12 protein-coding genes are annotated in these 14,351 nt (G+C 40.9%); 5 read left to right on the forward strand and 7 right to left on the reverse strand.

Annotated features, from left to right (window positions below):
• Window positions 1-90: 90 nt before the first annotated feature.
• Window positions 91-1,773 (forward strand): energy-dependent translational throttle protein EttA, encoded by a 1,683-nt coding sequence (gene ettA / locus H8S90_RS02015; RefSeq protein WP_187340958.1) that lies wholly within the window; start codon window positions 91-93, stop codon window positions 1,771-1,773.
• A gap of 63 nt (window positions 1,774-1,836) precedes the next feature.
• On the opposite strand, the gene H8S90_RS02020 is transcribed toward ettA, so the two are convergent.
• The 3 genes from H8S90_RS02020 to H8S90_RS02030 form a co-directional block, all read right to left on the reverse strand.
• Window positions 1,837-2,508: a class I SAM-dependent methyltransferase gene (locus H8S90_RS02020; RefSeq protein WP_187340959.1), complete on the reverse strand. Its 672-nt coding sequence runs from the start codon at window positions 2,506-2,508 to the stop codon at window positions 1,837-1,839.
• Between the two features lie 12 nt (window positions 2,509-2,520).
• Complete coding sequence (locus H8S90_RS02025) at window positions 2,521-3,177, reverse strand: ABC transporter substrate-binding protein (RefSeq protein ID WP_187340960.1); 657 nt, start codon at window positions 3,175-3,177, stop codon at window positions 2,521-2,523.
• A gap of 86 nt (window positions 3,178-3,263) precedes the next feature.
• Window positions 3,264-4,085, reverse strand: a complete 822-nt coding sequence (locus H8S90_RS02030; protein ID WP_187340961.1) for a hypothetical protein — start codon at window positions 4,083-4,085, stop codon at window positions 3,264-3,266.
• Window positions 4,086-4,400: 315 nt separating this feature from the next.
• On the opposite strand from H8S90_RS02030, the gene H8S90_RS02035 reads away from it, so the two are divergent.
• Window positions 4,401-4,874: a ribonuclease H-like YkuK family protein gene (locus H8S90_RS02035; RefSeq protein ID WP_187340962.1), complete on the forward strand. Its 474-nt coding sequence runs from the start codon at window positions 4,401-4,403 to the stop codon at window positions 4,872-4,874.
• A gap of 3 nt (window positions 4,875-4,877) precedes the next feature.
• On the opposite strand, the gene H8S90_RS02040 is transcribed toward H8S90_RS02035, so the two are convergent.
• The 4 genes from H8S90_RS02040 to H8S90_RS02055 form a co-directional block, all read right to left on the reverse strand.
• Window positions 4,878-5,933 carry an ABC transporter ATP-binding protein gene (locus H8S90_RS02040; RefSeq protein WP_187340963.1) on the reverse strand — a complete coding sequence of 352 codons (1,056 nt, stop codon included), beginning with the start codon at window positions 5,931-5,933 and terminating at the stop codon, window positions 4,878-4,880.
• A gap of 101 nt (window positions 5,934-6,034) precedes the next feature.
• Window positions 6,035-6,886 carry an outer membrane beta-barrel protein gene (locus tag H8S90_RS02045; protein WP_187340964.1) on the reverse strand — a complete coding sequence of 284 codons (852 nt, stop codon included), beginning with the start codon at window positions 6,884-6,886 and terminating at the stop codon, window positions 6,035-6,037.
• A gap of 148 nt (window positions 6,887-7,034) precedes the next feature.
• Window positions 7,035-7,766: a hypothetical protein gene (locus H8S90_RS02050; RefSeq protein WP_187340965.1), complete on the reverse strand. Its 732-nt coding sequence runs from the start codon at window positions 7,764-7,766 to the stop codon at window positions 7,035-7,037.
• Window positions 7,756-8,328, reverse strand: a complete 573-nt coding sequence (locus H8S90_RS02055; RefSeq protein WP_187340966.1) for an RNA polymerase sigma factor — start codon at window positions 8,326-8,328, stop codon at window positions 7,756-7,758. Before H8S90_RS02055 ends, H8S90_RS02050 begins: the two co-directional genes overlap by 11 nt.
• A 339-nt stretch (window positions 8,329-8,667) precedes the next feature.
• Here H8S90_RS02055 and H8S90_RS02060 point away from each other — a divergent pair, with 339 nt between their 5' ends.
• The 3 genes from H8S90_RS02060 to H8S90_RS02070 all read left to right on the forward strand — a co-directional run bounded on the left by H8S90_RS02060 (window position 8,668) and on the right by H8S90_RS02070 (window position 14,349).
• A complete protein-coding gene (locus tag H8S90_RS02060; RefSeq protein WP_255501768.1) occupies window positions 8,668-9,780 on the forward strand; it encodes an Ldh family oxidoreductase in 1,113 nt (370 codons plus the stop codon).
• A 137-nt stretch (window positions 9,781-9,917) separates the two neighbouring features.
• A complete protein-coding gene (locus H8S90_RS02065) occupies window positions 9,918-11,090 on the forward strand; it encodes an efflux RND transporter periplasmic adaptor subunit (RefSeq protein ID WP_187340967.1) in 1,173 nt (390 codons plus the stop codon).
• A 94-nt stretch (window positions 11,091-11,184) separates the two neighbouring features.
• Window positions 11,185-14,349, forward strand: a complete 3,165-nt coding sequence (locus H8S90_RS02070) for an efflux RND transporter permease subunit (RefSeq protein ID WP_187340968.1) — start codon at window positions 11,185-11,187, stop codon at window positions 14,347-14,349.
• The last annotated feature ends 2 nt before the right edge of the window (window positions 14,350-14,351 follow it).

Here is a 14,351-nt window from a genome sequence, read left to right on the forward strand (position 1 = left end):
CCCAATAAAACTTGTCAGCCTTTATAACTATTAAAGTTACGTGTTTATGACTAAATATCACCATCTTTGCAAGAGATTTTTATCAAAATTATGTCAGACGAGAAGGTAATATTTTCGATGGCCGGCGTAAATAAGATTTACCCGCCTCAAAAACAAGTACTCAAAAATATTTATTTATCTTTTTTCTACGGTGCTAAGATAGGTGTAATCGGTTTAAACGGATCTGGTAAGTCTTCACTCCTTAAAATTATTGCGGGAATAGATAAATCCTATCAGGGCGAAGTGGTATTTTCACCTGGATATTCTGTGGGTTATTTAGCGCAGGAACCTGAATTAGATCCCCAAAAAACTGTTAAAGAAGTCGTTGAAGAAGGGGTAGCCGAAACCAAAGCTATCTTGCAGGAATATGAAGAAATCAACGAAAAATTTGGCCTCCCGGAAGTCTATGAAAACTCCGATGAGATGGAGCGTTTAATGAACCGGCAGGGGGAATTGCAAGATAAAATTGACGCTACCGGAGCCTGGGAATTAGACAATAAATTGGAACGGGCGATGGATGCCTTAAGATGCCCTGAACCAGAAACAAGAATTGCCACTTTGTCAGGAGGCGAACGTAGAAGAGTGGCATTATGTCGGCTTTTACTTCAAGAGCCTGATGTATTACTTCTCGATGAACCTACCAACCATTTGGATGCCGAATCTATTGATTGGTTGGAGCAGCACCTTCAACAATACCAGGGAACAGTTATCGCGGTAACGCATGATCGCTATTTCTTAGACAATGTTGCCGGCTGGATATTAGAGTTAGATCGTGGCGAGGGTATCCCGTGGAAAGGAAATTACTCTTCTTGGCTGGATCAAAAGGCTAAACGTCTTGCACAGGAAGAGAAGACAGAAAGTAAACGTCAAAAAACGCTGGAGCGTGAGCTGGAATGGGTACGCATGGCACCAAAAGCCCGTCATGCAAAATCAAAGGCCCGTCTATCTAATTATGAAAAATTAGCTTCCGAAGAAACCCAGGACCGGGAAGAAAAATTAGAACTTTTTATCCCGCCTGGACCGCGACTAGGCAATGTGGTTATCGAGGCACAAGGCGTTAGTAAAGCTTATGGCGATAAAGTCCTATTTGAAGATTTAACGTTTTCACTCCCTCCAGCTGGCATTGTAGGTATTATCGGTCCCAATGGAGCGGGAAAAACAACTTTGTTTAGGTTAATCACTGGTCAGGAGCAACCTGATTCAGGATCTTTCCGCGTAGGAGAAACTGTTGCCTTGGGTTATGTTGACCAGTTGCACGATGATCTCGATCCCAATAAAACGGTTTGGGAAAACATAACCGGCGGACATGATAACATCCTGTTAGGCAATCGTACCATGAATTCGAGAGCTTATGTTTCTAAATTCAATTTTAATGGCGCCGACCAGCAGAAAAAAGTCAATGTCTTATCGGGTGGAGAACGTAACCGCGTCCATTTAGCGATCACCTTAAAAAAGAGTTCCAATGTACTTTTGCTCGATGAGCCTACTAACGATATCGATGTTAATACACTACGTTCCCTAGAGGAAGGGTTAGAAAATTTTGGAGGTTGTGCGGTAATCATCTCACACGACCGTTGGTTCCTAGATCGTATCTGTACACATATATTAGCTTTCGAAGGTGACTCACAGGTATATTTCTTTGAAGGAAATTATACGGAATATGAGGAAAACAGAAAAAAACGATTGGGTGATAGCACTCCGAAGCGATTTAAGTATAAAAAGCTGGTAAAATAACACGAACATAGCATTGTGGGTTGACAATGTACGACCCACAATGTTAAATACAACGATCAAATACTATTGATCAATTATTTTCTGCAACAAGAAAAAGACTTCTTCCTTAACTACGGGCTCTCCTGTAAAAGTTTCTCCTTCCGAAGCTAAAAGCGAATAACCCACCTTTTGAAACTTACTTTTTTCGAAGAGAGAAACACCTTCTTCTGGACTATAAAGGGAAAACCCATATTTTGTGAAAGGCAACGTTTCCATAAATTTCTTACTCCTGATGGCTATACACAAAACTCCTCCCGGTTTCAATACGCGATATAACTCTTCAAGAGAACTCGTTGGATCTTCCCAGAAATAAAGTGTATTGACCGTAAAGATTTTATGAAAGCACTGGTCCTCAAAAGGGAGAATGCCTTCTTTTAACAGAATAAAAGACGCTGAGCCCTGCTGCATAAAGGCTGCGTTGATTTTTTTTGCCTCTTCGATCATAACCGGGGAAATATCAGCTCCAACATAATGAACGTCATCTCCTTTGGCAAGCACTTCAGCAGCAAACTTAGCATTTCCGGGCCCTAATTCCAAGACCTGATTCTTCTCGCTTATTTCCAGCAGATCAATAGCATGAAGTATCATTTCACCATTACTTTCATTCATTCTATTAGCGGTTTCCACGCCCTCACTGCCGAAGGGGTTGGCCAGTTGTGCCGCAATTTTCCGAAAATCTGGTTTGTCTTCAGGCATATTCGCTAGTTTCTACAACTCGAACTTCATCCATGACTCGCCGTCCCCGCCAAATATGAAATAGTTTGGATACATAATTTCCGCTAATAGCTCCACATCATCGGCCACCTTGGAAACGTCCTTTGTCAAACCTTTACTGCCATCCAAGAGAAACACCTTATTATTTTTAACAGCTGCCGTTTCTTTCCACATTGGCTGCTCCAATAAGGATGGTAAATCAAACAACAGTTCATGGATAGGTTTTTCTTTTGATATAACAAGTAAAAGCTCAGGCTCTAAATCAACACCACCTTCCATGGGTACCTTACCACCCGCCGTGCGCACTAACGAATCCAAATAGGCATCCTGCACCACATCGGCAGAAGAGATATTATCGATTATCCCAACACGGGGCCTCTGATCTTCATCAATAAATTTTAACTTGTGCACAACAATATTTATCCGTTCCTCAAATGATTCCTTCAAGCTACTCGCTCTTTCCGTAACATTTAATATATCACCTACTTTAAGAATAAAATCATAAACACCGCTTAGCGTTTTTATGGAGTCGATACCCAAGTCGTATTTCTCTAACAGTTGAACACAAGCTTCATCTAATTCCAGCGCTTTGACAACACTTACCAGCGTCTTATTATTTATTGCCTGCTGCATAATAAACTCTTTTGCCATGCCAACAAAGTTAGTAATATTTACAATGACAAAAGCCGCATGATCGAATTAAATCATGCGGCTTTACCTATTGAACTTCTAAAAAACTATTCGTCTATAAGCTTTACATCTCTACTGATGGAAGTATTATCGCCAGACAGCTCATTGCCTTCCGCATCAACCAATGTTAACTTAACGGTCACATCTCCCTTTGGCGCTCCCTTTATTTCGTAAGGGCCCCACTGATCAAGTGTTACAGTAGTATCATTTATTTGCGCTTTTACTTTATTCCCAGAAGCGGAAAGCTCCGTATTTACCAAGTAAAAATCTAATAATAAGTTCTCTGTATCTTTACCCACATAATCTCCTTTCGGTCTGCTATAGAATAATGCCGCATCGGCAGGCACTTCTAACTCCTCATATTTTCCATCATCCGTAATTTTAAAGCGCTTAAGTTTAAAAGCTTCCGGTTCTTTAATGGACTCGTGATAAGAGCGCGACAAAAATGACAATAAATAATGTTCAGTACCTTTTTTAACTTTGGCACTATGTTCAGGCTCATACAAAGCTATATAAGGTTCGTTGTCCAATATAAAATGGATATGTTGTCCTTCTGCCGAGTTCGCCATATGATCTGCGTTATGATCTTCAGTATGCTCCGTTAAAGTAAAATTCTTGACCGCGTATTTTACATCCAAAGTTACCGAATCGTCGTCTGCGGGACTAGCGGTGATAGACGCGATATCCAAAGCTGCCCCAGGAAAAGCTTTTGAGTCGGCTACCGGGGAGACGGAAATCGGACTACTGGTTTCTTCAACGCTACCATCTGTTCCATCTTCAGTTGTTGTTCCTGACTGGTTACATGACGCTAATGATGCCATGACAAATGCTCCTGCAGCAAATGCCATAATTTGAGATTTTAACTTCATTTTTTTCTATATTTTATCAAAATAATACGAACTAGGATCAATACCTAGTAATACAGCTAAGTAACGAATTTTGTTTACAACAACAGAACATATTTTAATTAAAAACCTGCTCAACAATAGTTATGCATGTAACAATCGTAGCTACAAATGACCCCGGCAACCAGCTGTCTGCGAAATTAAATTGTTGATAATTAATCAAATGTTAACAAATAAACCATAATTATTTTACCTTTCGTGCTTGCAAATGAACTAACTTTATGGCAACAGCAAATAAAGCAGGCAGGGTTTGTAACATCAAATTTTACATTAAACATTATGACCTGGAAAAAATTTAGCGGTGAACCAATTCGCCAACCACTCCTTGATGAAGTAAGCCTTGCGATCTCGAAAGAATACGCATTAGGGAACAAACTCAAAGTTTGTATAGGTACAGACTCACAGGTAAAAGGAAACAGTACTGACTTTGCTACTGTAATCGCTTTTATACGTGAAAAAAAGGGCGGTTTTATGTTCATTCATCAAGAACGAAGTTATATTAAAATGAGCATTAAAGAACGGATGTTAGCTGAAGTACAGCGGTCTATCGAAACGGCCTATACCTTATGCGATCTATTAGATCAATACCATGTAGATTTAGAAGTGCATGCCGACATTAATACCAATCCTATGTTTAAGTCCAATCAGGCGCTACATGAAGCAATGGGGTATATTCTAAGCATGGGCTTTGTTTTCAAAGCGAAACCGGAAGCTTTTGCGAGTTCCACCTGTGCAAATAAAATGGTGCAGTAAGTCTTAGCAGTCTACATAACGCAGAATAGAGACGTCCACCCGTTCTCCAACATGATAGGTCGCTATAGCGTAGTTGATAACCCTCAATTGCAGGTGTGTATGCTCCAGTAAAACTTCTTCAAAGAAACCCTTAAAAAACACATCCACTACTATAAAAGCCCCATTCGTAGCGTGTTCAGCACGAATCCACTCGGGGTGGATAACAATGGTATTGTTTACGCGAACATCCGGTAATAAGAACCTCGCTTCCTTGGCATTTAACAAATTACTTCTTGCCAACAGGCTCGCTGAATACGCATTTGGAGGGATGTTATAAATCTCGAATGGAGTTCCTGAGGCCTGAAGTTTACCCTCTTTAAGAATCAATAATGCGTCAGCCATTGCCAGCACTTCTGCAGGATCGTGCGAGACCATGATTACTGTAATGCCCATCTCATGTACTATCCTCCGGATATCCTGCTGCAAGTGATCTCTAAATGAAGCGTCTACTTGGTTAAAAGGCTCATCCATCAACAACACCTCCGGCCCAGTAACCAATGCTCTGGCGATAGCCACGCGTTGTTTTTCTCCACCACTTAAATCCACTACGCGTTGCTTGGCCAATCGTAATATTCCCAAACTATTCAGTGCAATTGCCGTCTTATCATGTTTTTCCTGTAAATTGGTGTTTGATAATCTTGAAGCAACATTTTCCCAAACATTGGCATAAGTATTCAGGTCGTCGAAATGTTGCGACACTAAACGCATAGATTCATGTCCTGGTATTAGTTTGTCTTCAGGACCGGGCACCTTCCAGCCGTTGAGACGAATCTCACCGGTATCTGGTGACTGCAAGCCATAAATAAGGCGCAATAGCGTACTTTTACCACTTCCGCTTTCGCCGATAATAGCTGTAACCTTACCTTTTTCAATACCAAAAGACAAACCTTCCAAGCCTAAGCTATCAGGTTTGTCCGAAAATTTTTTCACTAAATTATCTACTTGTATATAGGCTAATCCCTGTTTTTGCTTATCAGAAATTTTAACATCACAAGAAGTAGAAAGGATATCGTTCGCCATCAGAAAAAAACATCACAAATGCAAACGAAGATATTAAAATTTTTCAAATGATGCGGATAATCGGCATCATTTGAAAAACACATTTAGATAAAACGGCACGGTTAAAAGAAGAACATCACACCAAATGATAAATTCTTCAGCCCTTCTTGTTGCGGACTGTTTTCAAACATGTCATTAAAGTAGTATTTCGCATACAGTCCTACCCATTTATAGCCGACACGTGCAAATGCCCCATAACGGAACTTCGTATAATTGAAATCGTCTTTTACTTTTCTTTTACCTTCCTCACTGCTCTTGAATTTTTGACTGCCATTCAATAGGAAACCTCCTATCGGACCGTAAGCCACTCTCAAATCACGATCAGGACCGATGCGATGTTCAAACGTGATGGGAATCCTTAGATAACTGGAACTAAATCGGTTTTTCGAATAGTCAATATCAGACTCAACAGCCGTCAGTGGTGTAGTATTCCGCTCAAATATCACATTGTTTTGTAAACGTAAGTGTGTCCAGTCAAATCCGGCAGACATGAATAACCTAAACTTTTCATCAAAACGGTAGCCAAATTGAAAAACATCAAAACCAACATTGATAGTCTTCCAGGTACGGTTTCTAAATAAAGCATTGTTCTCCGGGCTTAGCGTGAAACTCCCATTATCGAGGAGTGTTGCCAGACCAAGATCAAAACGGGCAAAGGTTATACCTAAGATCACCTTTGGTTTTTTACCCTGTACCCTTATCGTCCCTCCGTCCTCATTTTCCCCAAAGGGATTATCCCCAACATCATTCCAGGAAAAATTCCAGTTTAGCTTCCGCTTCTTTTCGCTTACCACGGTATCCATTACTGTGGTATCTGCCAATAACTCCTCGCCATATTCCTGGTTAAGCTCTTCGCCATAGCTGGCACTGAACAATATACCACCTAATAAAAAAGTAAATAATACGTGTTTCATCTGTAAGTTATTAATTCATTTTTGTTTAATTTCAGCAGCGCTCATGAGCTACCATAAAGATTTTAATCCGTTGAAAGATGAAATTTCAACCATCGATGATCATAATTTCATGTAAAAACTGTAACTTCTTCTAAACAGCTGCAGGATATCACAATATTGTCTTCAACGCCTTCAAATTAATGGCCAATTTGATAGACCCTTCATCATCATTCGTAAACGACAGCACTTTTTCTTCACCTTTATTCATTGGCGCTACCACATAATTCAACAGGTCACTCACCGCTAATGTTCTTTTTTCTTTTTCCAGCGGCTTAGCAGGCTCTTCAATTGCAACATTATTTACGTTAACCAAGGGAAGGCTATTGACAGCTAAAAGGCTCGGGATTCTGTCTTCGGAAACAGCTAACATAGGCCTGCTTACCTCCTGCTCTATCCTCCCCCCTCTCCTTTCCACTGTTCCATGTTCTACATATAACGTTTCCTTGATGTCCCGTGAAGGAAAGTGTTCGGAAAGCGTCGAATGCTCAGCATCACGCGGTAACACAGATACCTCTTTGTTACTATTGATACTCGATTTAATAGCCATTCGGGCAAAAGAATTAGGCCGTTCATTGGCTAACGTTGTTTTGCTTTTATCGGCTTGTAGGTATATCACTTCATTCTTCTGCCGAGTAAACCATGAAACCGCCCCTAGCAAAGCAACAATTGCTGCTGCAATTTTCAACCAGGATACCCTTGCCCTACCCCTATTGATTGCAACAACTTTAGGGTGGTTGACATCCAACTCACGCTCAATTTTACCCCATAAATCAACGGGCGCTCGAGGTTCATAGTTATGCACTATATTTTTAATCTCCCTATCAAATAGTTTATCCTGCATAGGTTCCATAATTATTTCCTCCTTCTATAACAATCAACTTTCCCTTTAACCACGCTCGTGCTCTAGACAATTGCGACTTTGACGCGCCTTCACTTATCTTTAGCATATCTGCTATTTCTTTGTGCGAATAACCTTCAATTGCATACATATTGAAAACCAAGCGATAACCATCTGGCAACTGTTGTATTAATCGCATCAAATCCTTAACCTCCAAACCTCCCATATCAAAGGTATGCTGTACCTGGTCAGGTACCGCTTCGATGTCCAACATATGACAACGCTTTATATTTTTACGACATATCTCGATGGCATTATTAACCATAATACGTCTAATCCATCCTTCAAACGATCCTTCGCTTCTAAACTCTACTATACTACTAAACACCTTAATAAAACCTGTTTGTAACATGTCTTCCGCCTCGAATGTATTTGAAGCGTAACGCAAACACACATTAAACATTTTGGATGCTAGTTTACGGTATAGCATTTCCTGTGTCTTACGCTCTCCGCGCTTACAACCCTCAAGCAAATCCTCTACTGTATAGCTGTTTTCCAAATTCATTCGTGTTTATACCTTAGATGCAAAAAACCCTTCCTTGGTTGCAAGACGTTACGTTTTTTTTTAAAAAAATTTATATTCTATTATCGAATATAACTCTTTACCACAGAATACTCGCTTTGTTAAAACGTGAAATCAATACATATGGCTTATTTAATTAATCATAAATTAACAATTTTAACAAAAAAAAGAATATTGTCATAAACAATATTATAATAGTTTTTCAGACACGAGATTGATTTTCACAATAACTATCTTCATCCGTCGTTTTTTTGTAAAATTGTATCGAAAAAGTTTTCATATACGTTTAGGATTGGATTCCAAACAATTAAGTTATTCAGCTTGGAAAAGATTTTTTATAAAATAGAAGAAAATACATTAAGGCAATATACAAAACGTGTGTTTTTGGCTATAGGTTGCAACGAGATACATGCATCGCTAGCCACAGATGTTCTTATAAAGGCAGACCTTAGAGGTATTGACTCCCACGGTGTAGCTAGACTAAGCGGTTATGTACGCTTATGGCAAAAAGACAGATTAAACCCTAAACCGGTCATGAAAGTTATTCATGAAAGTCCTACTACCGCCACTATAGATGGCGACAAGGGCCTAGGTCTGGTAGTCGCTCCCTTTGCCATGCAAATCGCTATTGAAAAAGCAGAAAAGTATGGCTCAGGCTGGGTTGCCGTTCAAAATTCCAATCATTTTGGTATTGCCGGATACCACGCCCTACTAGCGGTAGAACATGACATGATCGGTTACGCCATGACTAATGCCAGTCCCTTAGTAGCTCCCACATTCAGCAAAGAGCGAATGTTGGGTACCAACCCCCTATGTTATGCGTTCCCAGCAGGTGAATATCCTCCAGTTGTGGTAGATATGGCTACTTCCGCCGCAGCGAACGGAAAACTGGAAATCGCGCAACGAAAGGGTTATAATATCCCAAGAGGCTGGGCACAAACAGCTAACGGAGAACCGTCAAGCGAATCCAACATTCTGAAAAACGGTGGATCGTTACTGCCTTTAGGTAGCGACCGCGATCATGGAAGTCATAAAGGGTTTGGGCTTAGCGCCACGGTAGACATATTAAGTGCTGTACTTTCGGGAGCGAATTACGGCCCCTGGGCACCACCATTTGTATCATATCTAGACCCGGCACCTCACCCAGTTGGCGAAGGTTTAGGGCATTTCGTTGGGGCTATGCGCGTAGATGGCTTCAGGCCTGTTAATGATTTTAAAAAAAACATGGATATCTGGATAACACGTTTTAAGGAAGCCGCTCCTATAGATGACGCACAGCCGGTCATTATTCCGGGCGAACCCGAACTGGCAGCCGAAGAGGAAAGAAAAAAAAATGGAATACCACTTATAGAAGATGTTTGGAATGACCTGTATGCATTGGCCGACCAACTGAAAATAGACCACATGCCATCACCTTCGCCATTACATCACTAAAATTAAGCTAATTCTATGTTTGGCATCAATTCTGATTCATATAGGCACAGCGGCCAGATTAAAATGAGATAAGCGTTAAGCCTATTATTTTAATGAGGAACACAAAATAGTATCATTACTAAAATATAAAAAACTAAATGAGTATTCAATTAAGAACAAGTGTTAAGACACTCTTAGGCCTTATTACAGTCCTTTTTCTTCTAACCATTTTCGAAAGTTGCGGATCCAGATCATCAAGTGATGAGCAAGACGCTGGTAAGCTTCTTTCCTTACCCGTCTTCTTAGTTGATACGGGTACTGCTTTGACCGTTAGAGATTATCTTGGTACCATTGAAGGTAAAGTTAATGTAGAGATCCGTCCACAGGTTGAGGGTATACTTGAAAAAATATATGTAGATGAAGGTGCCTATGTGAGACAAGGGCAAAATCTTTTCAAGATTAACGAATTACCTTATCGTGAAGCCCTAAAAAACGCTGTTGCAGAGGAAACTGTAGAAAAAGCTAAGCAAAAAAATGCTCAACTTGAAGTGGAGAGTTTAAAACCATTGGTAGACAACGATGTCATATCGGATGTTCAACTTCGTACCGCACAGGCCAATTTTGAAGTAGCGAAAGCGCAAGTGGCTCAAGCAGCAACCGCTGTCGCCACCGCGAAAATCAATTTAGGTTTCACCGATATCAAAGCCCCATCGAGCGGCTATATCGGACGTATCCCCAAACGTATCGGCAACCTTGTTACTAAAGGTGATTCTCAACCTTTAACCATCTTATCCGATACACGGGAAGTTTACGTATATTTTTCTATGAGTGAATCCGACTTTTTGCACTTTACAAAAGGCGGTCGGAGTCGCGATTCCTTAGACATGGAACACAGTAATAAATTAATTCCCTATGTACGGCTCATGCTGGCCGATGGTACTGAGTACGCTGAGAAAGGTGTTGTTGACGCGATAGAAGGACAAGTGAACCGCACTACGGGAGCTATTTCTCTACGCGCTAGTTTTCCAAACCCTGACGACGTGTTAAGGCAAGGAAATACCGGAACATTAAAAATGGAAGAACGTAAACCTGGTGTGCTATTGGTACCTCAGGTAGCAGCCATAGAACTTCAGGATAAAACATTTGTATACATCGTTACCCCCGACAACAAAGTGCGCATGCGCGCCGTAATCCTGGATGGTGTAAGCGGCTCCAACTACATTGTTAAAGAAGGGTTGACCCCGGGCGACCGCGTTGTATTAGCCGGTTTTGATCGTCTGGAAGAAGGGCTTGCTATTAATCCACAGGTACAGAACCCCAAAAAAGATTAACACGATAAAGTATTTATCCACTTTATATTAAAATAACACAATTAGAAAAAAAGAAATTCATTTGAAAGACCTTGAGGTCTAAAAGAGCAAAGATATGCTAAAAACAATCATCAGTAGACCCGTATTAGCCACTGTAATTTCCATCTTGCTGGTTTTATTAGGTATTGTGGGAATGATGCAATTACCTGTCACGCGCTTCCCTGACATTGCACCGCCCAGTGTGAGTGTAACTTGTACTTATCCGGGAGCAAACGCCGAAACAGTAGCACAAAGTGTATTGCTTCCCATTGAAGAAGCTATTAACGGTGTAGACAAAATGACTTACATACGGTCGACAGCGAGTAATACCGGATCCGGAAACATCAACATTTTTTTTGAAGCAGGCACGAACCCTGATCAGGCTGCCGTAAATGTGCAAACCCGTGTATCCCGAGCCGTCAGTCAAATTCCAGCAGAAGTCAACGAAGCGGGCATTAGTGTGATGCCCAGACAAAATGGAATCATCATGACCATGAATATTTATAGCGATCACCAGGATACCGTGTACGACGAAACCTTTATACAGGCTTATGCACAAATCAACATCAACAGAGAACTGTTGCGTGTTCCGGGTGTAGCCGCCATCAATCGTATCGGGGCAAGAGATTATTCGATGCGTACTTGGCTCAATCCAGAAAAACTCGCAAATTATGGGCTTATCCCTCAAGATATTCAAAATGCCATTCGAAGTCAAAATTTCGAGATTGCTCCCGGTAAATTTGGGGAAGCTTCCGATGAGGTTTTTGAGACATTGCTAAAACACCGAGGTCGTTTCAGTAATCCGGAAGACTATGAGAACCTCGTTATACGTACTAATCAAGATGGATCTGTGCTCTATTTAAAGGATGTTGCAAGGGTAGAACTTGGCGCCTCAAATGTTGGGGCCGACAATAAAGTAGATGGCTACCCGGGATTAACATTGAATGTCGTACAAACCAGTGGTTCCAATGCGGTGGAAATAGATGGGGCTGTCCGCCAGGTAATGAATAGATTACAAAACTCCTTTCCAGATGGAATAAAATATGACATAACCTACAGCGTACGCGACCAGATTGATGAATCTATCAATCAGGTAAAACACACTCTATTTGAAGCCTTTTTCTTGGTATTTATCATCGTATTCATCTTTTTACAGGATTTTAGATCAACGTTGATCCCGGCAATTGCCATACCGGTATCATTAGTAGGAACGTTCTTTTTCTTACTCCTATTTGGGTTCTCGATCAATGTATTGACCATGTTTGCGTTAGTCCTTGCCATAGGTATTGTGGTAGATGATGCTATTGTGGTAGTCGAGGCGGTCCACCAAAAAATGGAAAGAACAGGCCTTTCCCCGCGAAAGGCCACCCTATCGGCAATGAGTGAAATCACCGGAGCTATCCTATCAATCACCATGGTAATGGCCGCCGTATTTCTTCCTGTCGGTTTTATGGAAGGCCCTTCAGGCTTATTCTATAAGCAGTTTGCCTACACGTTAGCTACAGCGATTCTAATTTCGGCATTAAATGCACTTACGCTGAGCCCTGCACTTTGTGCGCTTTTATTGAAGAATACCCATCATGACGAAAAAGAAAAAGAACTCAAAGGAAATAAAATCGCCAAATACTCTAGAAAGTTTTTTGACGCTTTTAATGTTGCATTTGAATCATTAACCAATAAATACGTGCGCTCACTAAATTTTCTGCTAAAGAAAAAGTGGTTGAGCATATTGGGACTTGCAACGTTATCTTTCATTGGGGTATTCATGATGAACCGTACACCTTCCAGTTTCATCCCTACGGAAGATGATAGTTTTATCACCTTTTCCATGGCTATGCCCCCAGGTGCTTCTTTGGCCCGTACCACTGAAGTATTAAAGCAGGCAGACAGTATCATTCGCAAACGGGAAGAGCTTTCAGGTATGACTACTATTTCAGGATACAATGCGATAGATGCCACCCCAAGTCCAGCATTTGCTGTGGGATACATCAACCTAAAGGATCATGGAGAACGTGAAGGTATCAAGGATATTAACAATTTTATGGACACATTACGTAAAGATTTATCACAAATTACTGACGCATCGTTTAGTGTATTTCCAAGACCGACCGTACAGGGTTTTGGTGATTTCAGTGGATTGGAATTCGTACTTCAGGATCGACTCGGAGGCACTTTTGCATCTTTCAGCGAAGTTGCCGAGGGATTTCTTGAGGAATTGTCCAAAAGACCAGAAATTCAAAATGCATTTACACCGTTTAAAGCAAATTTCCCTCAATATTTATTGGAAATCGATTTTGTAAAAGCCCGTGCATTAGGAGTTACTGCACAAGACCTCATGACGACCATTAGAGGCTACTACGGCCGTGTGCAGGCAGGCGACTTTAGTCGTTTTGGTAGACAATATCGCGTGTATATGCAAGCGGATTTTCAATATACAAACGATCCAGAATCTTTTAAATCGATCTTTGTTAGAAACAACAAAAATGAAATGGTGCCAGCTAACACTATAGTCAAACTAAGAAAGGTATTTGGCCCCGAAACAGTAAACCGATATAATCTTTTTAACGCTATCATAGTCAACGCCACCCCGGCGCCAGGCTATAGCACTGGAGACGCCATGCGTGCCGTGGAAGAATTGGCAGATAAAACGTTAACATCTAATTATGGTTACGAATGGACAGGGATGAGCTTAGAGGAAAAGGAATCAAGCGGACAAACAATATTAATTTTTGCGCTCAGCATTTTATTTGTGTACTTCCTTCTTGCCGCTCAATACGAAAGTTATATTCTACCCTTCGCTATTTTATTATCCGTACCTGTTGGTTTAGTTGGCGTCTACGCTGCTGTGAATCTCGTTGGTTTGCAAAATAATATATATGTACAGGTCGGTCTCATTATGCTGATCGGTTTATTGGCCAAAAATGCCATTCTTATTGTTGAGTTTGCCGTGCAACAACGAAAGGGCGGCCTATCCATTTATGATGCTGCTATTGAAGGGTCCCGCCTCAGACTAAGACCTATTTTGATGACCTCCCTCGCATTCGTCGCTGGATTGATTCCGCTGATGTGGACGGTCGGACCGTCTGCTCAAGGTAACCATTCCATTAGTATAGGTGCAGCAGGGGGAATGTTATTCGGTGTATCGATTGGTATATTTATCATACCCGTATTATATATGATATTCCAACACCTGGATGAAAAGGTAAAATCAAAAGTGACTCAAGAGGAAGATGATGATTAAAC

Origin of the sequence: Olivibacter sp. SDN3 (assembly GCF_014334135.1) — a bacterium.
Lineage (GTDB): Bacteria > Bacteroidota > Bacteroidia > Sphingobacteriales > Sphingobacteriaceae > Olivibacter.

Coding starts and splice junctions, on each gene's coding strand:
- H8S90_RS02055 (WP_187340966.1), bottom strand. CDS start 8,328: ATGAATTTGGAAAACAGCTATACAGTAGAGGATTTGCTTGAGGGTTGT.
- H8S90_RS02030 (WP_187340961.1), bottom strand. CDS start 4,085: ATGAAGTTAAAATCTCAAATTATGGCATTTGCTGCAGGAGCATTTGTC.
- ettA (WP_187340958.1), top strand. CDS start 91: ATGTCAGACGAGAAGGTAATATTTTCGATGGCCGGCGTAAATAAGATT.
- H8S90_RS02020 (WP_187340959.1), bottom strand. CDS start 2,508: ATGCCTGAAGACAAACCAGATTTTCGGAAAATTGCGGCACAACTGGCC.
- H8S90_RS02035 (WP_187340962.1), top strand. CDS start 4,401: ATGACCTGGAAAAAATTTAGCGGTGAACCAATTCGCCAACCACTCCTT.
- H8S90_RS02045 (WP_187340964.1), bottom strand. CDS start 6,886: ATGAAACACGTATTATTTACTTTTTTATTAGGTGGTATATTGTTCAGT.
- H8S90_RS02065 (WP_187340967.1), top strand. CDS start 9,918: ATGAGTATTCAATTAAGAACAAGTGTTAAGACACTCTTAGGCCTTATT.
- H8S90_RS02040 (WP_187340963.1), bottom strand. CDS start 5,933: ATGGCGAACGATATCCTTTCTACTTCTTGTGATGTTAAAATTTCTGAT.
- H8S90_RS02070 (WP_187340968.1), top strand. CDS start 11,185: ATGCTAAAAACAATCATCAGTAGACCCGTATTAGCCACTGTAATTTCC.
- H8S90_RS02050 (WP_187340965.1), bottom strand. CDS start 7,766: ATGCAGGATAAACTATTTGATAGGGAGATTAAAAATATAGTGCATAAC.
- H8S90_RS02025 (WP_187340960.1), bottom strand. CDS start 3,177: ATGGCAAAAGAGTTTATTATGCAGCAGGCAATAAATAATAAGACGCTG.